Annotated in this window: 17 protein-coding genes; 1 reads left to right on the top strand and 16 read right to left on the bottom strand. The window is 37.7% G+C overall.

What is annotated here, in order from left to right; translation table 11 throughout:
- The 13 genes from rpsC to rpsL all read right to left on the bottom strand — a co-directional run bounded on the left by rpsC (window position 1) and on the right by rpsL (window position 10,331).
- Window positions 1-657 (bottom strand): 30S ribosomal protein S3, encoded by a 657-nt coding sequence (gene rpsC, locus BR44_RS07810; RefSeq protein ID WP_034551716.1) that lies wholly within the window; start codon window positions 655-657, stop codon window positions 1-3.
- Window positions 658-660: 3 nt separating this feature from the next.
- Window positions 661-1,017 (bottom strand): 50S ribosomal protein L22, encoded by a 357-nt coding sequence (gene rplV, locus BR44_RS07805; RefSeq protein ID WP_034551714.1) that lies wholly within the window; start codon window positions 1,015-1,017, stop codon window positions 661-663.
- Between the two features lie 21 nt (window positions 1,018-1,038).
- Window positions 1,039-1,317, bottom strand: coding sequence for a 30S ribosomal protein S19 (rpsS, locus tag BR44_RS07800; protein WP_034551713.1), 279 nt, complete (start codon window positions 1,315-1,317; stop codon window positions 1,039-1,041).
- 53 nt (window positions 1,318-1,370) lie between these two features.
- Window positions 1,371-2,204: a 50S ribosomal protein L2 gene (gene rplB, locus BR44_RS07795; RefSeq protein WP_034551711.1), complete on the bottom strand. Its 834-nt coding sequence runs from the start codon at window positions 2,202-2,204 to the stop codon at window positions 1,371-1,373.
- Window positions 2,205-2,240: 36 nt separating this feature from the next.
- Entirely contained in the window at window positions 2,241-2,525 is a 285-nt protein-coding gene (rplW, locus tag BR44_RS07790) for a 50S ribosomal protein L23 (protein ID WP_034551709.1), read from the bottom strand.
- Window positions 2,525-3,148, bottom strand: a complete 624-nt coding sequence (gene rplD, locus BR44_RS07785) for a 50S ribosomal protein L4 (protein WP_034551708.1) — start codon at window positions 3,146-3,148, stop codon at window positions 2,525-2,527. The genes rplW and rplD overlap by 1 nt, the downstream gene beginning before the upstream one ends.
- Before the next feature lie 25 nt (window positions 3,149-3,173).
- Complete coding sequence (gene rplC, locus BR44_RS07780; RefSeq protein ID WP_034551706.1) at window positions 3,174-3,809, bottom strand: 50S ribosomal protein L3; 636 nt, start codon at window positions 3,807-3,809, stop codon at window positions 3,174-3,176.
- Window positions 3,810-3,837: 28 nt separating this feature from the next.
- A complete protein-coding gene (gene rpsJ, locus BR44_RS07775; RefSeq protein WP_034551705.1) occupies window positions 3,838-4,146 on the bottom strand; it encodes a 30S ribosomal protein S10 in 309 nt (102 codons plus the stop codon).
- 416 nt (window positions 4,147-4,562) lie between these two features.
- Entirely contained in the window at window positions 4,563-5,585 is a 1,023-nt protein-coding gene (locus BR44_RS07770) for a branched-chain amino acid aminotransferase (protein WP_034551703.1), read from the bottom strand.
- A 279-nt stretch (window positions 5,586-5,864) separates the two neighbouring features.
- Window positions 5,865-7,055, bottom strand: a complete 1,191-nt coding sequence (gene tuf / locus BR44_RS07765) for an elongation factor Tu (protein WP_034551702.1) — start codon at window positions 7,053-7,055, stop codon at window positions 5,865-5,867.
- Between the two features lie 130 nt (window positions 7,056-7,185).
- Window positions 7,186-9,270, bottom strand: a complete 2,085-nt coding sequence (gene fusA / locus BR44_RS07760; RefSeq protein WP_034551700.1) for an elongation factor G — start codon at window positions 9,268-9,270, stop codon at window positions 7,186-7,188.
- 113 nt (window positions 9,271-9,383) lie between these two features.
- Window positions 9,384-9,854, bottom strand: a complete 471-nt coding sequence (gene rpsG, locus BR44_RS07755) for a 30S ribosomal protein S7 (protein ID WP_034551699.1) — start codon at window positions 9,852-9,854, stop codon at window positions 9,384-9,386.
- 63 nt (window positions 9,855-9,917) lie between these two features.
- A complete protein-coding gene (gene rpsL, locus BR44_RS07750) occupies window positions 9,918-10,331 on the bottom strand; it encodes a 30S ribosomal protein S12 (RefSeq protein WP_034551698.1) in 414 nt (137 codons plus the stop codon).
- Window positions 10,332-10,638: 307 nt separating this feature from the next.
- Between rpsL and BR44_RS07745 the strand changes: the two genes are divergently transcribed.
- Entirely contained in the window at window positions 10,639-11,397 is a 759-nt protein-coding gene (locus tag BR44_RS07745; protein ID WP_051912611.1) for a prepilin peptidase, read from the top strand.
- Window positions 11,398-11,461: 64 nt separating this feature from the next.
- On the opposite strand, the gene BR44_RS07740 is transcribed toward BR44_RS07745, so the two are convergent.
- The 3 genes from BR44_RS07740 to rpoB all read right to left on the bottom strand — a co-directional run bounded on the left by BR44_RS07740 (window position 11,462) and on the right by rpoB (window position 20,053).
- A complete protein-coding gene (locus BR44_RS07740) occupies window positions 11,462-12,412 on the bottom strand; it encodes an NADP-dependent oxidoreductase (protein ID WP_051912609.1) in 951 nt (316 codons plus the stop codon).
- Window positions 12,413-12,651: 239 nt separating this feature from the next.
- Window positions 12,652-16,257 (bottom strand): DNA-directed RNA polymerase subunit beta', encoded by a 3,606-nt coding sequence (gene rpoC / locus BR44_RS07735; protein ID WP_034551696.1) that lies wholly within the window; start codon window positions 16,255-16,257, stop codon window positions 12,652-12,654.
- A gap of 223 nt (window positions 16,258-16,480) precedes the next feature.
- Window positions 16,481-20,053: a DNA-directed RNA polymerase subunit beta gene (rpoB, locus tag BR44_RS07730; RefSeq protein WP_156954922.1), complete on the bottom strand. Its 3,573-nt coding sequence runs from the start codon at window positions 20,051-20,053 to the stop codon at window positions 16,481-16,483.
- Window positions 20,054-20,279: the final 226 nt, after the last annotated feature.

Here is a 20,279-nt window from a genome sequence, read left to right as displayed (position 1 = left end):
TTATTTCCCTCCTTTCTCAACGTTCTTTTTTGTTGGAAGAATTTCTCCACGGTAAATCCAGACTTTAATGCCTAATTTACCATAAGTAGTATCTGCTTCTTCCCATGCGTAGTCGATATCGGCACGCAATGTGTGTAATGGAACTGATCCTTCAGCGTGAGTTTCGCTACGAGCGATATCTGCACCATTTAAACGACCTGAAACCATTGTTTTGATTCCTTTAGCGCCTGAACGCATTGTACGTTGAATTGCTTGTTTTTGAGCACGACGGAAAGCAACACGGCTTTCTAGTTGACGGGCAATGCCTTCGGCAACTAATTTAGCATCTAAATCAGGGTTTTTAATTTCCACAATATTGATGTGGACACGTTTGCCTGTAAGCTCATTTAGTTTTTTGCGTAGAGAATCAACTTCAGAACCACCTTTACCGATAACCATGCCTGGCTTAGCAGTATGAAGTGAAACATTTACACGATTAGCAGCACGTTCGATTTCAATTTGAGAAATTGAAGCTTCGCTAAGTTTTTTAGCAATGTATTCACGGATACGTAGATCTTCATGTAAATAGTTAGCATATTCTTTTTCTGCATACCATTTAGCATCCCAATCACGGATTATGCCTATACGTAGGCCCGTTGGATTAATTTTTTGACCCACAGATTACCCCTCCTTTTTCTCTGATACCACTACTGTAATATGGCTTGTGCGTTTCAAGATAGGTGCCGCTGAACCTTTAGCACGAGGACGGAAACGTTTCATTGTTGCGCCTTCGTTAACGTAAGCTTCGCTAACTACCAAGTTTTCTATATCTAAATCGTAGTTGTGTTCTGCATTAGCTATAGCTGACATAAGCACTTTTTCAACTACTGGTGATGCTCCGCGTGGAGTGAATTTCAAAATTGAAATTGCTTCTCCAACACTTTTCCCTCTAATAAGATCGATAACTAAACGAACTTTACGAGGTGCAATACGAACAGTATTTGCTGTAGCTTTAGCTGCTGTAATTTGTTCTTGCATGAGTATATCCTCCCCTCGATATTAACGTCTAGTTCTTTTATCATCCACAGCGTGACCGCGGTATGTTCTTGTTGGTGCGAATTCGCCTAATTTGTGTCCGACCATGTCTTCTTGTACATATACAGGAACGTGTTTGCGTCCATCATAGACAGCAATAGTGTATCCTACGAAACTTGGGAAAATTGTTGAACGACGAGACCAAGTTTTTACAACTGATTTCTTTTCGCTTTTAGCTAATGCGTCCATTTTTTTCATCAAGTGATCATCTACAAAAGGTCCTTTTTTAAGACTACGACCCATGTTTGGACCTCCTTTCCACTAGTGGTAAATCAGCTTAAGCTGATTTACTCAAATTATTTTTTCTTACGTCTACGAACAATAAATTTATCTGATTGAGCTTTTTTATTACGTGTTTTAAATCCAAGAGCAGGTTTGCCCCATGGAGTTAATGGACCGGCATGTCCAATTGGAGCTTTACCTTCACCACCACCATGAGGGTGATCGTTCGGGTTCATTACTGACCCACGTACAGTTGAGCGTTTGCCTAACCAACGTGAACGTCCAGCTTTACCAATGTTGATTAATTCATGTTGTTCATTACCCACTGAACCAATAGTTGCACGACAAGTTGATAAGATCATGCGAACTTCGCCTGAGTTTAAGCGAACTAAAACGTATTTGCCTTCTTTGCCTAACACTTGTGCATTAGTTCCGGCTGAACGTACTAGTTGTCCACCTTTTCCAGGTTTTAATTCGATGTTATGAATAATAGTACCAACTGGGATGTTTGCTAAAGGCAAAGCATTACCAATCTTGATATCTGCTTCTTCACCAGAATAAAGATGTTGTCCAACTTCAATTCCTTTTGGTGCTATGATATACGTTTTAATTCCATCTGTGTATTGCACTAATGCAATGTTTGCAGAACGGTTTGGATCGTATTCGATTGTTTTAACAATTCCCATGACACCATCTTTGTTACGTTTAAAGTCAATCACACGGTAATTGCGTTTATGGCCACCACCGCGGTGACGGACAGTAATTTTACCATCGTTGTTACGACCAGCATTTCTTTTTTTCGACTCCAACAAAGTCTTTTCAGGTGTTGTTGAAGTGATCTCAGCGAAATCTGAACCAGTCATATTACGACGACCGTTTGTAGTAGGTTTATACTTTCTAATCGCCACGTGTTTTCCCTCCTGAATATTATTCCAAAGCTTTAATTACGCTTCGAAAAATTGGATTTCTTTAGAATCAGTTGTTAATGTTACAATTGCTTTACGACGTTTTTTTGTATAACCAGCATGTTTACCCATACGTTTTAATTTCCCACGTACGTTCATGATGTTTACATTTTTAACTTTAACTTCGAAAATTTCTTCAACTGCTTTTTTTACTTCTGTTTTACTAGCGCGAACATCTACTTCAAAAGTAAATTTTTTGCTCTCTTGGGCTACCATTGAAGCTTCAGTGATAACCGGGCGCTTGATTACGTCTTGTGCATCCATTATTGAAGAACCTCCTCTACCTTAGTAAGAGCAGTTTGTGTCAAAATCATTTTGTTATGAGATACAACATCCAATACACTAATGTTGTCAGTTGCTACTACTGTAACACCTGGAAGATTACGTGCTGATAACATTGTGAAATCATTACCGTCTTCAACAACTACTAATACTTTTGTATCAACGTTTAGATTTTTTAACACTTGTGCAAACTCTTTAGTTTTTGGTGCATCAAAGTTCAATGCGTCAACAACGATTAAATCTTGATCAATTACTTTAGTAGAAAGAACAGATTTAATAGCTAAACGACGAACTTTTTTAGGAAGTTTGTAGCTGTATGAACGTGGAGTTGGTCCGAAGACAATTCCACCACCACGCCAGATTGGAGATCTAGTTGACCCAGCACGGGCACGACCAGTTCCTTTTTGACGCCATGGTTTACGTCCACCACCGGAGACTGCGCTACGGTTTTTAACTGCATGATTTCCTTGTCTTAATGAAGCACGTTGCATGATGATTGCATCAAACACAACGTTTTCGTTTGGTTCGATACCGAAGATAGCGTCGTTTAAAGTAACTTCACCATTTTGAGTACCATCTTGTTTGTATAATGCTAATTTTGGCATTCCTTGTTCCTCCTCTCTTAGTTAATTATTTAGCTACTTTTTCAAAAGCAGATTTAATTTGGATTAAGGATTTTTTAGCTCCTGGTACATTTCCTTTAATAAGGATAACATTTTTTTCTGCGTCTACACGTACAACTTCAAGATTTTGAATTGTTATACGGTTTCCACCCATGCGTCCAGGTAATAATGTTTGTTTAAATACGCGCGCTGCGTTAGCGTCACCCAATGAACCAGGACGACGGTGGTGACGGGATCCGTGAGACATTGGTCCACGACTATGTCCGTGACGTTTGATAACGCCTTGGAATCCTTTACCTTTTGTTGTCCCCGTAACGTTAACGATGTCTCCAGCTTTGAAACTATCAACACGAATTTCTTTACCCACTTCGTATTCACTAAGCTCGACATCGTCAAATTCACGAATGAAGCGCTTAGGAGCAGTATTTGCTTTTGCTACATGTCCTTTTGCAGGTTTGTTTGATAATACTTCGCGTTTGTCTTGGTAACCCAATTGAACTGCTTCGTATCCATCATTTTCCATTGTTTTAACTTGTAAAACAACGTTTGGTGTTGCTTCGATAACTGTTACAGGGATTAATTCGCCTGATTCAGTAAACACTTGTGTCATCCCTACTTTTTTGCCTAAGATTCCTTTGGTCATGAGTACACCTCCATTTTTTATATTTTTATTAAAGTTTGATTTCGATATCTACGCCTGATGGTAGATCAAGTTTTGTTAACGCATCAACAGTTTTAGGTGTTGGATTGATGATATCAATTACACGTTTATGTGTAAGCATTTCAAATTGCTCACGAGAATCTTTATATTTGTGAGTCGCACGAATCACAGTGTAAAGACTTCTTTCTGTCGGTAACGGAATTGGTCCAGACACGCTAGCACCAGTTCTTTTTGCTGTTTCTACAATTTTCTCCGCTGATTGATCTAAAATGCGATGTTCATACGCTTTTAAACGGATACGAATTTTTTGTTTTGCCATCATTTTCCCTCCTTCGCCTAGTCTTAGAAATTAGACTTTGCTCCACGAAAATTTTCCGATACACTCGCCGTGGCAAAGCGGCCGGGTGTGTCGCAACCTCTCGTTTCATAGCCATTGGTTTTCTTTCAAAATACCCAGTACGATTTCTCGATTGAAATCTGCACCTGTCCAATTATACAAGATGTATCTTTTAATTTCAAGACTTTTTTTAATTATTTTATTATTCTTTTGATGTTTCTACCAAAAACATCTTTTTATCGGTAATTCTTTATACTACTATAGAAGAAAGAAAGTTTCTTTTAATATGAAAAGTTACGATAAGTTTTTGCCAACGCCTCTTATCGTAACTTACTCTGCTATGTTTGTCTACTTAAACAATCCTAAATTTTACATTTTTTATTTATAATTCTATTATTTTATACTTTTATGATCCACCCTTTTGGTGCTTTAACTTCACCATATTGGATACCTGTCAATTCTTTATACAATTTTTTTGTAATGGGTCCAGTTTCTGTTTCACTATAGAAGGTATGAAAGTTATCCTTGTATTGTATTCCACCGATAGGAGTAATAACCGCTGCTGTACCGCAAGCTCCCGCTTCTGCAAAACGGTCTAATCGATCAACAAAGACGTCTTCTTCTTTCACTTCTAAACCTAACCGTTCTTTAGCCAAGTATAGCAGTGAATATTTTGTAATACTTGGTAAAATTGATGGTGAAATAGGAGTGACAAATTGATTATCTTTTGTGATTCCAAAAAAATTAGCTGCTCCTACTTCTTCTATTTTAGTATGAGTAATAGGATCAAGATAAATTGCGTCACCAAAGTTTCTTTTGTGCGCTTCGCTACCTGGGAGTAAACTCCCACCATAATTTCCACCTACTTTAGAGGATCCTGTGCCATTCCCTGCGGCTCGATCATAATCAGAAACCAAAAAATTTGTTGGCACTAAACCATTTTTAAAATAAGCTCCTACCGGCATACAAAAAATTGAAAACAAATAATTTGAAGCAGGTTTCACACCAATATTGTCTCCAATACCAATCATATAGGGCCTAAGATACAATGAACCTCCAGTACCATACGGAGGAATGTACGCTTCATTTGCTTTTACAACTTTTTTTACTGCTTCGATAAATATATCTGTTGGAATCACAGGCATCATAAGCCTTCTACAACTGCGTTGCATCCGTTCAGCATTTTCTTCTGGACGGAATAAATTAATACTGCCATCTTTTGCTCGATAAGCTTTCATACCTTCAAATACGGTTTGACCATAATGTAGGGCAGTTGAGCCTTCGCTAATATGGACAGTATTATCCTCGGTTAATGTGCCGTCATCCCATTCTCCTTTATCCCAATATGAGATATAGCGGTAATCTGTTTTAATGTAATTAAATCCTAGGTTAGCCCAGTCTAATTCTATAGGTTTTTTCATTATACATACTCCTCATCTTCTGATGCTTTTCAGTATAACATGTTTATAAATAAATATTATCCAAAAATTCAGTTATTTAATTTTATTTTTTTGTTCATGCTCTTATCTTATTTAGTTATATTACATGAAAATACATGCGTATGTAGTTGCTTTATCTGTATTTTTTCATTTGCTATACAAAACAATATAAAAAGACCGCATCGAAAACGATGCGATCTTTTTTCATCTGAACACGCTCTGTTCTTTGACAGAGTCCTTCTAGCTTTTAAAATTAATTAATTATTTTTCGATAGAAGCTACAACGCCGGCTCCAACAGTACGTCCACCTTCACGGATCGTGAATTTAGTACCTGGATCGATAGCGATAGGCGCAATCAAGTCAACAGAGATTGTAACGTTGTCTCCTGGCATAACCATTTCAGTACCTTCTGGTAACTCAACAACACCAGTTACGTCAGTTGTACGGAAATAAAATTGTGGGCGGTAGTTTGCGAAGAATGGAGTGTGACGTCCACCCTCTTCTTTAGATAAGATATAAACTTCACCTGTAAATTTTGTGTGTGGAGTGATTGAGCCTGGTTTAGCTAATACTTGTCCACGTTGGATGTCTTCACGAGCAACTCCTCGTAATAATGCACCAATGTTATCTCCTGCTTGAGCAAAATCTAACAATTTACGGAACATTTCAACACCAGTTACGGTTGATTTAGTTGTTGCTTCGTGGATTCCGATGATTTCAACTTCTTCACCGACTTTGATTTGTCCAGTTTCTACACGACCTGTAGCAACTGTTCCACGTCCAGTAATTGAGAATACGTCCTCAACTGGCATCATGAATGGTTTGTCAGTATCACGTTCTGGAGTTGGAATGTAAGTATCTACAGCTTCCATCAAGTCCATGATTTTTTCTTCGTATTCTTCAACGCCTTCTAAAGCTTTAAGAGCTGAACCAGAAATAACTGGAGTGTCGTCTCCTGGGAAATCGTAGTCTGATAACAAATCACGAACTTCCATTTCAACTAATTCTAGTAATTCTTCGTCATCAACCATATCAACTTTGTTTAAGAAAACAACGATATATGGAACACCAACTTGGCGAGACAATAGAATATGTTCACGAGTTTGAGGCATTGGGCCATCAGCAGCAGATACTACTAAGATAGCTCCGTCCATTTGTGCAGCACCAGTGATCATGTTTTTAACATAGTCAGCATGGCCTGGGCAGTCTACGTGAGCGTAGTGACGAGTTTCAGTTTCGTATTCAACGTGAGATGTTGAAATCGTGATTCCACGTTCGCGCTCTTCTGGAGCACCATCGATAGAAGCGTAGTCTGTAGCCGTACTTTTAAATCCTCTTTTAGCTAATACTGTTGTAATAGCAGCTGTTAAAGTTGTTTTACCATGGTCAACGTGTCCGATAGTACCAATGTTAACGTGTGGTTTTGAACGATCATATTTTTCTTTTGCCATTTTAGTAATTTCCTCCTCGAATTGAGTTTTAATTTTTTTGATGAGAAAAACATTGAATTTATCCCATCAGTCGTAAAAAGTATACCTATTATTACTAATAAAAGCAATACTTAACGATTGGAAGAACAGCTTACGCTGCTCCACCATTTTTCTTGATAATTTCTTCAGAAATAGATTTAGGAACATCTTCATAATGATCAAATGTCATTGAGAAAGTTCCACGACCTTGAGTTGAAGAACGTAAAGCTGTAGCATAACCAAACATCTCAGCCAAAGGAATTGTACCTTTAACGATTGTTGTGTTTCCACGTGCTTCAGAACCTTCGATACGTCCACGACGTGCAGAAATATGTCCCATTACATCTCCTAAATACTCTTCAGGAACTGTAATTTCAACAGCCATCATTGGTTCTAGAATTACTGGGCTTGCTTTTTTAGAAGCATTTTTAAGCGCCATTGAAGCAGCAACTTTAAAGGCTGTTTCATTTGAGTCGACGTCATGGTATGAACCATCATAAAGTTTAGCTTTAATATCCACTAATGGATAACCAGCAAGAACACCGTTATCTAATGAAGCTTCTAATCCTGCTTTAACTGCTGGGATGTATTCACGAGGAACAACACCACCGACGATTGCATCTTCAAACTCAAAACCTTTTCCTTCATCATTTGGTGAGAATTCAATCCATACGTGACCGTATTGACCTTTACCACCAGATTGACGAACGAATTTACCTTCAGCTTTAGTAGATCCACGGAATGTTTCACGATAAGAAACTTGTGGAGCTCCTACAGTAGCTTCAACATTGAATTCACGTCTCATACGATCAACGATGATATCCAAGTGTAACTCACCCATCCCAGCAATAATTGTTTCGCCAGTTTCATGGTCAGTTTCAGCACGGAAAGTTGGATCTTCTTCAGCAAGTTTTTGTAACGCAACACCCATTTTATCTTGGTCGGCTTTTGATTTAGGTTCGATAGCTACTTGAATAACAGGTTCTGGGAACTCCATTGATTCTAAGATAACTTGATCTTTTTCATCACACAAAGTGTCACCAGTTGTTGTATTTTTCAATCCAACAGCTGCAGCGATATCGCCAGCAAACACTTCAGGAATCTCGCTACGTGAGTTAGCATGCATCTGTAAGATACGGCCTACACGTTCACGTTTCCCTTTAGATGAGTTTTGAACATATGAACCCGCTTGTAAAGTACCAGAGTATACACGGAAGAAAGTTAAACGTCCAACGAATGGATCTGTCATAACTTTAAATGCAAGAGCTGAGAAAGGTTCGCTGTCATCTGCATGACGTAACACGCGGTCTTCATTCTCTACTAACACACCTTCGATAGCCTCAACATCAAGTGGTGATGGTAGGTAATCAATAACTGCATCAAGCATTAATTGAACACCTTTGTTTTTGAATGCTGATCCACAAAGAACTGGATAAAAATCAACTTTTATCGTTGCAATACGGATAGCTTTTTTCAATTCTTCTTGAGAGATTTCTTCCCCTTCAAGATATCTTTCCATTAAGTCTTCATCAGTTTCAGCAACAGCTTCAACTAGTTTCATATGCCATTCTTCAGCTAACTCTAGGTATTCAGCAGGAATTTCTTCCTCACGAATATTAACTCCCAAATCATCTTCATAGATTTCAGCTTTCATTTTCACTAAGTCAATAATGCCTGTGAAGTTATCTTCAGCACCAATAGGTAATTGGATTGGATGAGCGTTAGCTTGTAAACGGTCATGAATCGTTCCTACAGAATATAAGAAGTCAGCCCCAGTTTTATCCATTTTATTAACGAAAACGATACGTGGCACGCCATAAGTTGTTGCTTGACGCCAAACTGTTTCAGTTTGAGGTTCAACACCTGATTGAGCATCAAGTAATGCAACAGCACCATCTAATACGCGAAGTGAACGTTCAACCTCAACAGTGAAGTCAACGTGACCCGGAGTATCGATAATGTTAACGCGATGTCCAGCCCAAGCAGCAGTTGTTGCCGCAGAAGTGATCGTAATTCCACGCTCTTGTTCTTGTGCCATCCAGTCCATTTGGGAAGCCCCTTCATGGGTCTCTCCAATTTTGTGGATACGGCCAGTATAATAAAGAACACGTTCAGTCGTTGTTGTCTTACCAGCATCGATATGAGCCATGATTCCAATATTACGGGTATTTTCTAGAGTAAATTCTCTTTTTGCCATTTTGCACTAACACCCCTTTTTCTTTAAATTTTCTTTATATTAAAAAAAACACATCTTTCCCAATAAAGGCATGGTCTTCAAAAAACAAGAACCAAGCCTTTTTCGGGAAAATTTTACCAGCGGTAATGAGCGAAAGCTTTGTTAGCTTCAGCTACTTTATGTGTTTCTTCACGTTTTTTAACTGCAGCACCTGAATTGTTTGCTGCATCCATGATTTCTTTAGCTAGACGTTGTTCCATAGTATCTTCTCCACGTAGACGTGAATAGTTTACTAACCAACGTAATGCTAGAGCAGTACGACGTTCTGGACGAACTTCAACGGGTACTTGGTAGTTAGAACCCCCAACACGACGAGCTTTAACTTCGATAACAGGCATGATGTTTTTCATTGCTTGTTCAAATACTTCAATAGGATCGTTGCCAGTTTGTTCTTTAACTACTTCTAGCGCATTATAAAGAATTGTAGCAGCTTTCCCACGTTTTCCATCAACCATTAAACGGTTAATTAAACGAGTAGCTAATTTAGAATTATAAATCGGATCAGGTAAAACATCACGTTTAGTAATAGGACCTTTACGAGGCATCCAAATTCCTCCTTTCAAAAATGATTTTTAGTTTTTTTAGATTTCATATTAGTTTAAAAAAGCTTATTTTTTAGGTCTCTTAGTACCGTATTTAGAACGACTTTGTTTACGATCGGCAACACCGGATGTATCTAAAGCACCACGAACAATATGATAACGAACTCCTGGTAAATCTTTAACACGTCCTCCACGGATAAGTACAACACTATGTTCTTGCAAGTTGTGACCTTCTCCTGGGATATATGCTGTTACTTCAATTAAGTTAGACAAACGAACACGTGCATATTTACGTAACGCTGAGTTAGGTTTTTTAGGAGTCATAGTTCCCACACGAGTACATACACCACGTTTTTGAGGTGAATTTACTGTTGTTTGTTTTTTTCTTTTACTGTTGTATCCTCTATTTAAAGCAGGAGATTCTGATTTTCCGACTTTAGATTTACGAGGGCTACGAACTAATTGATTAATAGTAGGCATTGGTAATTTCCTCCTTTCCTGTATTTATCTTTTCTAGTCCACACATCCAGGTGGTTCTTTTTTCAGCAAAAAAATAGTGCTGCAAATCGCAACCAGCTTTGTTTATGGAACGTTTGGCTATTGTACCAGTCAGAACGACCGATAGATAGGAATCTGTATACAAAAGCACCTTGTGAATCATACCACGTCATTTTTTCTTTGTCAATAAATGTTTCAACTTTTTTTATTTTAAATTTTTAAATTTCTTTGAAGGCAACAACGTATATTTTAATTGATACACTATACTGTTAAAGAGAGGAAATAAAATATGATTCATATATTGCTTGTTTTTTCTATTTGGATGATTGGAGCTTGTTTCGGTTCTTTTTTCATGGTTATTGGATTAAGAATTCCAATTGGCCATTCCATTGTTCATCCAAGGTCAACTTGCTCTAATTGCTTTCATTATCTTGGAACTCTTGAACTGATTCCCTTCTTTTCTTATGTTATACAAAAAGGTCATTGTCGTCATTGTCATACAACATTTTCCTTTTTATATCCTTTCACCGAAGCTTTAACCGGATTACTTTTTGTTTTAGTTTTTTTTCAATTTATAAATCAACCCAAAGAAATTCTATTGCTCTTTTTTTTAATTGCTTTTGGCATTATCTTTTTTATCAGTGATTTATATTATTTCCTATTGCCTGATTCTTTAATGCTTTTATTTTTTTCATCAACCATAATTGTTCGATTGTGGTTTCACCCTCTACCTTTATATTACTACTTTATAAGTGGCATTAGTTTCTTCTTATTATTTTATGCTTTCTATTGCTTTACTAGCCAAGGGATAGGAGGGGGGGATGTGAAACTTTTTGGTGTTTTAGGTTTATTTTTTGGTTTTGAGTTAACTTTATTGGTCTTATTTATTGCCTGTTTGGTAAGTCTAGTAACTGGTTTAATCTTTTTTTATTTTAAAAAAAAATCACGACAAACTCCATTTCCCTTTGCGCCTTTTATTTTTTTAGGTGCTTTTCTTGTTGCACTATACGGAACGAATTTTTTAACTATCCTTTATTCTTTTCTTTAATGAATTAATAGTAAATACAGAAAAAGCTGAACTAATTATTCAGCTCTTTCTGTTGTGGACTGAGTTAAAATACATTTATTCGGCTCTTTTCATGACCACTAATTTTTAATAGTATCCGGCCTCTTCCATGTCTAGTTTCACATTTTTTAGTGGCTTCACGAACTTGATTTAAAGGAAATATAGCTCCAATTCCAGATTTAATGGTTCCGTTAGCCATTAAATCTGAAAGTTTATCCAGCTCTTCCAACGTAGGACTAGCTTGACTGAAAATTGCTGTTACCAGAGGATAATCTTCCGCAGCTGTTTCATCAATATCAATTAAACTAACTAGTTTACCTCCTGGTTTAATCACTGACCAGGATTTGTTTTGTGTATCTCCACCTATTAAATCAACTACCAGATCAACTTTTGCTACCTCTTTTTCAAAACTTTTTGCTGTGTAGTCGATTGCTTGATCTACACCTAGTTTCTTTAAAAAAGTCTGATTCTTACTAGATGCTGTTCCAATAACTTCCGAGCCTTTCCATTTAGCCAATTGAACAGCGAATTGTCCAACTCCTCCTGATGCACCATGAATGAGCACTCGTTGTCCTTCTTTCAATTCCCCTTTTGAGAACAAAGCCTCCCATGCGGCCTCTGCTCCTGCTGTAATAGTAGCAGCATCTTCAAAAGTGAGTTGTTTTGGCTTATGATTTAAGTTTTTTATTGGGATAGTCGCATATTCTTTATAAGCACCTCTTTTGGTTCTGCCAAAAACGGCTTCACCAACTTTAAACCCGACTACATCTTTTCCTATTTCTTCAATAACTCCCGAAGCAGCTATCCCTGGTGTATAGGGAAACTTTCTTTTACCAAATTTACCTTGACGAATTTTAAAATCAATCGGTAAGACACCAGCATAGTAAACTTTTATGAGTACTTCCTCATCTTTAGGTACCGGAATGTCAATTTCTTCATACTTTAGTTGCTCAGTATCTCCAAATTCATAAACACGAATGGCTTTCATTTTCTTCATCCCTCTTTCTTTTAGTTGGATTAAACTAACTAGTTATGGCATTAAAGAATCATTCAATCAGTCTATAATTTTTCTTATCTTTTAATCACTATTTTTATCTATACAAATAGCATATCATATCTTGTTAATCCTTAAAAATAATGACACTTTAATGAATAATACAAAAAAACCGTTCAACTAATTACTAGAATCAGTTGAACGGTTTTCTCTCTTAACTTACTTTAACTATTTGGTCCTATTTAGTCATTTATACTGTAAACATTTTCGCTTACAACGCCAACGCCTTTAGGTTCCATCTTACGGTATTTAGCCATTCCAGTACCAGCTGGAATAATCTTACCGATGATAACATTTTCTTTCAATCCTAATAACGGATCACGTTTGCCGCGGATTGCAGCATCTGTTAGGACACGAGTCGTTTCTTGGAATGATGCAGCTGAAAGGAAACTGTTTGTTTCCAATGAAGCTTTTGTAATTCCCAATAAGACTGGACGAGCTGTAGCTGGTATGCCACCTGCCATCAAAGTCTTAGCATTTTCTTCTGTAAAGTCGTGAATATCAATTAAAGTACCTGGTAAAACATCTGTTTCGCCTGGATCCATAATCCGAACTTTGCGCAACATTTGACGAACCATTACTTCAATATGTTTGTCTCCAATTTCTACCCCTTGCATACGGTATACTTTCTGAACTTCACGTAACAGGTAATTTTCAACAGATATAACATCGCTTATGCTCAATAATTGTTTAGGGTCAATTGATCCTTCAATCAAACGAGTACCGCGTTCAATTTTATCTCCTTCAGCAACTTTCATGCGAGACATAAATGGAACTTGATAGCTCCGAGTATCTGTTTCACCTTTAATAGTAACTTCTTTAGTACGGTCAGCAGGGTTTTCATCAATTGAGATGACTTCCCCTGTCACTTCGGTAATAACCGATTGTCCTTTAGGATGACGAGCTTCAAATATCTCTTGGATACGAGGCAGCCCTTGAGTAATATCAGCCCCAGCAACTCCACCTGTATGGAATGTACGCATAGTCAATTGAGTTCCTGGCTCACCAATTGATTGAGCAGCGATTGTCCCAACTGCTTCACCAACTTCAACTTCAGAACCAGTCGCTAAGTTACGACCATAACAATGCTTACATACGCCGTGTTTAGTATTACATGTGAAGACTGAACGAATCGTGATAGATTCAATTCCAACATCGATAATTTGTTTAGCAATATCTTCTGTAATGATTTCATTGTTCTTGATGATAACTGACCCATCATTAGGGTTAAGAACTGTTTTACGAGTGTAACGACCCAATAAGCGTTCTTCAAGAGGTTCAATGACCTCATTACCTTCTTTAATTGCCATAATTTCAAGTCCACCGTCAGTTCCACAATCTGTTTCACGAATGATAACATCTTGCGCCACGTCTACTAAACGACGAGTCAAGTAACCTGAGTCAGCAGTTTTCAGAGCTGTATCGGTCATTCCTTTACGAGCTCCATGAGTAGAGATAAACATTTCTAAAACGGAAAGTCCTTCACGGAAGTTAGATGTAATCGGCAATTCCATGATTTGACCATTCGGTGCAGCCATCAATCCACGCATACCAGCAAGCTGGGTAAAGTTAGAAATGTTACCACGGGCACCAGAGTCACTCATCATGAAGATTGGGTTACGATCATCCAAACTTTCCATCAGTCTGTTTTGAATCCGATCTTTTGTAGCGTTCCAAACAGCAATAACACGTTCATAACGTTCTTCATCCGTGATCAAACCACGACGAAATTGTTTTGTTATGTTATTTACTTGAGTATGGGCTTCATCTAATATTTGTTGTTTTTCTTCTAAAACAACAATATCAGAAATACCTACAGTAATTCCGGCAATAGTAGAGTATTTATACCCTAAATCTTTCATCTTATCTAACATTTTTGAAGTTTCTGCAATTTTAAATCGTTTGAAGACTTCAGCAATGATATTCCCTAGATTTTTTTTCTTGAATGGTTTGATTAATTCTTGCTCTTTAATATGAGCTAGAATATCCGTTCCTGCTTCAACAAAATAATTATCTGGTGTTGCAATTTCAAGGTTGCTTTGTGTTGGCTCATTCAAATAAGGGAATTCATTTGGCATAATTTCATTAAAAATTAATTTACCAACTGTTGTAATTAACATTTTATCTTTTTGCCATTCAGTAAATGGTTTACCAGGAATATCTATCGAACGAATACCAACTCGTGAATGCAAATGTACATACCCACTTTGGTAAGCGATTAAAGCTTCGTTCAAACTACTGAATGTCATCCCTTCGCCTTCGCGATCTTCTTCTTCCATCGTTAAATAATAGTTACCTAAAACCATATCTTGTGATGGCGTAACGACTGGCTTACCATCTTTAGGGTTTAAAATATTTTGAGCAGCAAGCATCAACATACGTGCTTCAGCTTGTGCCTCGTCACTTAGTGGTACGTGGACAGCCATTTGGTCACCATCGAAATCGGCATTATACGCTTCACAAACTAACGGATGGAGACGGATAGCTTTACCTTCAACTAAGATAGGTTCAAATGCTTGAATACCTAATCTATGCAGTGTAGGTGCACGGTTTAATAGAACCGGATGTTCACGGATGACTTCTTCCAAAACAGGCCAGATAGCATCATCTTGACGGTCAATCTTACGTTTAGCATTCTTAATATTGCTAGCAATATCGCGGGCAACTAATTCACGCATAACAAATGGTTTGAATAATTCGATAGCCATTTCTTTAGGCAACCCACATTGGTACATTTTTAAAGTTGGTCCAACTACGATAACTGAACGACCAGAATAGTCGACACGTTTTCCTAATAAGTTTTGACGGAAACGTCCTTGTTTCCCTTTAAGCATGTGAGACAATGATTTTAATGGACGGTTTCCCGGACCAGTAACAGGACGACCACGACGACCATTATCGATTAAAGCATCAACGGCTTCTTGTAGCATCCGTTTTTCATTTTGAACAATAATATTGGGAGCCATTAAATCTAATAGACGTTTTAAACGGTTATTACGGTTGATAACCCTGCGGTACAAGTCATTCAAATCACTTGTTGCAAAGCGTCCACCTTCTAATTGAACCATTGGACGAATTTCTGGCGGAATAATTGGAATAACATCCATAACCATCCATGAAGGATGATTTCCTGAATTACGAAACGCTTCTAAAATATCTAATCGACGAATAGCACGTGTTCGTTTTTGCCCTTGTGCAGTTTTTAATTGTTCTTTCAGCTCAGCAACTTCTTTTTCAACATTTACATCATTTAATAACTGCTTAATGGCTTCTGCTCCCATTGCAGCTTGGAATTCATTGCCGTATTGTTCACGGCGTTCACGGTATTCTCTTTCAGTTAGCAACTGTTTTCTTTCCATTGGAGTATTCCCAGGTTCAGTGACTACGTAAGAAGCAAAATAAATAACTTCTTCAAGTGCACGTGGGCTCATGTCTAAAACAAGTCCCATACGACTTGGAATCCCTTTGAAATACCAAATGTGAGTAACTGGTGCTGCTAATTCGATATGTCCCATACGCTCACGACGTACTTTTGAACGTGTAACTTCAACACCACAGCGATCACACACAATACCTTTATAACGAATACGTTTGTATTTCCCACAAGCACATTCCCAGTCTTTTGAAGGTCCGAAAATACGTTCGCAGAATAATCCATCACGTTCAGGTTTCAATGTACGATAGTTAATGGTTTCTGGTTTTTTTACTTCTCCATAAGACCAACTACGGATCTTATCTGGAGAGGCCAAGCCTATTTGCATGCTTTCAAAATTATTAACGTCTATCAAGGGGCCTACCTCCCTTTATTTTTTTCGAGCTGCCCTATCTTGCTCTCTTTTTTCTGGTTCTTTTAAATCAATAGAAACCGAGCCCTAATTAAGGACTCGTTTTCTCTTTTCTTAATTGAGCTTCGAACAACTGCTTCTCGAGAAAATGATAAAAGTGTTTGAAATCATAGATGTCTTCAACTTTTCCTATTTTCTTTTCGAAGCAACCGTTGTTCTCAGCCTCTTAGTCTTTTAATCGTTCTTGTTCGGCTGCTTCTGCGCGAACTTTTTCTTGTTCTTCAGCGTATTTGCTTAATGCATCAATATTTACGATGTCATCGTCATCATCCATGTCACGTAGTTCAATTTCCTCGTCATCAGCGTTCAATACTTTCATATCTAACCCTAAAGCTTGTAATTCTTTAACTAGTACACGGAATGATTCAGGAACTCCTGGTTTTGGAATAGGTTCCCCTTTAACAATAGCTTCATACGTTTTCACACGTCCAACAACATCATCTGATTTGTACGTAAGAATTTCTTGTAATGTATAAGCTGCCCCATACGCCTCAAGTGCCCAAACTTCCATCTCACCAAAACGTTGTCCACCAAATTGAGCTTTACCACCCAATGGTTGTTGTGTAACTAATGAATAAGGTCCTGTTGAACGAGCATGTAATTTATCATCAACCATGTGGGCTAACTTAATCATGTACATAACACCAACAGAAATACGGTTATCAAATGGTTGTCCTGTTCTTCCATCATATAAAACAGTTTTAGCATCTGAGGCCATCCCTGCTTCTTTAACCGTTTCCCAGACATCTGTATCGTTTGCTCCATCGAATACTGGAGTAGCAATATGAATACCCAATTGACGAGCCGCCATTCCTATATGCAACTCTAATACTTGTCCAATATTCATCCGTGAAGGAACTCCTAATGGGTTCAGCATGATATCTACTGGTGTTCCATCAGGCATAAATGGCATATCTTCTTCTGGCATGATTAAAGAGACAACCCCTTTGTTACCATGACGGCCAGCCATTTTATCCCCTTCATTAATTTTACGTTTTTGAACAATGTATACTCGTGCAAGCATGTTTACACCTGGAGATAATTCATCGCCAGCTTCACGTGTAAATATCTTCACATCATGAACTGTTCCTCCACCACCGTGTGGTACACGTAAAGAAGTATCCCGTACTTCACGAGCTTTTTCTCCAAAAATAGCATGCAATAGGCGTTCTTCAGCAGATAGTTCAGTTACGCCCTTAGGTGTTACTTTACCAACTAATAAATCGCCATCGCGCACTTCAGCACCAATACGAATGATACCCATTTCATCTAAATCTTTTAATGCATCTTCTCCAACGTTTGGAAGTTCACGAGTAATTTCTTCAGGCCCAAGTTTTGTGTCACGAGCTTCTGATTCATATTCTTCAATATGGATAGAAGTGTAGACATCATCTTTAACCAAACGTTCACTCATGATGATAGCATCTTCATAGTTGTAACCTTCCCATGTCATGAAGGCTACTAGTGGATTTTGGCCTAATGCCATTTCTCCATTCTCCATTGAAGAACCATCTGCCAATATTTCGCCTTTATCTGCACGATCTCCTTTAGCAACAATTGGACGTTGGTTGTAACAAGTTCCGGCATTTGAACGACGGAATTTTGTAACAGCGTATTTGTCTAAGGCACCATTGCTTTGGCGAATGCGAATTTCTTTAGCGTCTACGTATTCAACAATTCCGTCATTTTGACAGATAATTGCAGCACCTGAATCTTTTGCAGCTACGTATTCCATACCTGTTCCGACTAAAGGAGCTTGCGGATTAACCAGCGGAACAGCTTGACGTTGCATGTTAGCGCCCATTAAAGCACGGTTACTATCATCATTTTCCAAGAAAGGAATACAAGCTGTTGCGACTGCTACTACTTGCTTAGGTGATACATCCATATAGTCCACTCGGCTAATAGGAACTTCCAAATTTTCTTCAACATAACGGGCAAGAACAATTTCATTCGCAAATGTGCCATCTTCATTTAATTTTGCATTTGCTTGGGCTACTACATAAGCATCCTCTTCATCCGCTGTTAAATAATCAATCTTATTTGTTACTTTACCAGTTTCGCGATCTACACGACGGTAAGGTGTTTCAATAAAACCAAATTTATTTATTTTAGCGTAACTTGATAAACTGTTAATCAAACCGATGTTTGGTCCTTCTGGAGTTTCAATCGGACACATACGGCCATAATGCGAGTAATGTACGTCTCGAACTTCATAACCGGCACGGTCTCTAGTTAAACCACCGGGTCCTAGGGCTGATAAACGACGTTTGTGTGTTAACTCGCCTAATGGATTAGTTTGATCCATAAATTGTGACAACTGAGAAGAACCGAAGAACTCTTTAATTGCTGCCACTACTGGACGAATATTAATTAATTGTTGTGGTGTGACAGTTGCCATATCTTGAATAGACATTCTCTCGCGAACCACACGCTCCATACGAGACAAACCAATACGGTATTGGTTTTGTAATAATTCACCAACTGAACGAATACGACGATTACCTAAATGGTCAATATCATCTACGTGGCCGATTCCTTCTTGTAAATTGAAGAAGTAGTTCATTGAAGCAATAATATCAGCAGGTGTAGCATTTTTTATCTCTGTTGAAATTACACTGTTCCCAATGACATTAACCACGCGCTCAGGATCTTTTGGAGAAACTACTTTTACAACTTGTAATAAAATCGGATCTTTTACTACAGCGTCTTCTGATGGATAGTAAGTTACACTGTTTAAACCCGCATCAAGATAAGGATCTAAAATATCCATATGATCACGATCTAAAAGCGTTCCTTGCTCGATTAATATTTCACCCGTTTCAGGATCAATTAGCGTTTCAGCTAATGTCAAATTGAATAGACGCGTTTTTAAATTTAACTTTTTATTTACTTTGTAACGACCTACATTAGCTAAGTCATAACGTTTTGGATCAAAGAAACGAGCAGTTAATAAACTTCTTGAGCTATCTGCTGTTTTTGGTTCACCTGGACGTAGACGCTCATACACGTCTTTTAAGGCTTCTTCCGTACGTGAGTCACTTGCATTTTTGTGCAAATCTTTTTCTATTGTTAAACGAAGACTTTCGTTAGCACCAAAGATTTCAAGAATTTGGTCATCTGAACCAAAGCCTAATGCACGAACTAAAACAGATAAAGGAATTTTACGAGTACGGTCGATGCGGACATAAGAAATATCTTTTGCATCTGTTTCATACTCTAACCATGCTCCACGGTTTGGAATCAAGGTCGTTCCAAAATTTTCTTTACCATTTTTATCTAATTTACTATTAAAGTAAACACCTGGTGAACGAACTAATTGAGAAACAATGACTCGTTCAGCTCCGTTGATAACAAAAGTACCCATATCTGTCATCAATGGGAAGTCGCCGAAGAAGACTTCTTGATCTTTAACTTCTCCTGTTACTTTGTTAATTAGACGTAATTTTACATAAATAGGCGCTGAGTAATTAGCATCATGAGAACGAGCTTCTTCAACTGTATATTTTGACTCTTGTAATTGATAGTCCAAGAACTCTAATGAAAGGTTTCCTGCGAAGTCTTCTATTGGAGAAATGTCTTTAAACATCTCGCGTAAGCCTTCATCTAAGAACCATTGGTAGGAATTGGTTTGAATTTCAATCAAATTTGGAAGTTCTAAAACTTCGCTGATTCGCGCAAAACTTTTACGTGTACGGTGTTTTCCGTAATTTACTAAGTGGCCTGCCAACCTATTCACCCCTTAAAATTGTTTTGAATGTGCTTTGTAGAAAATCAAAAGCAGTAAATCCGCTTATATTACATTTTAATGTCAAACGTTAAAATTGTGTAACATCGCATAAATTAACCTATTTTTTGACAAAAAAAAACCAAAAGAGTCGTGAACTTTAAAATAAAAATCACATTTTCTTTTGTTTTCGTTAAAAGCTTGTCCTGGACAATATTTCAGAACACTCTTATTCTAA

This window comes from Carnobacterium funditum DSM 5970, from assembly GCF_000744185.1.
Taxonomy (GTDB): Bacteria; Bacillota; Bacilli; order Lactobacillales; family Carnobacteriaceae; genus Carnobacterium_A; species Carnobacterium_A funditum.
Note: the sequence above shows the minus strand (reverse complement) of the source record. Positions and strands in the feature narration are given on the sequence as shown.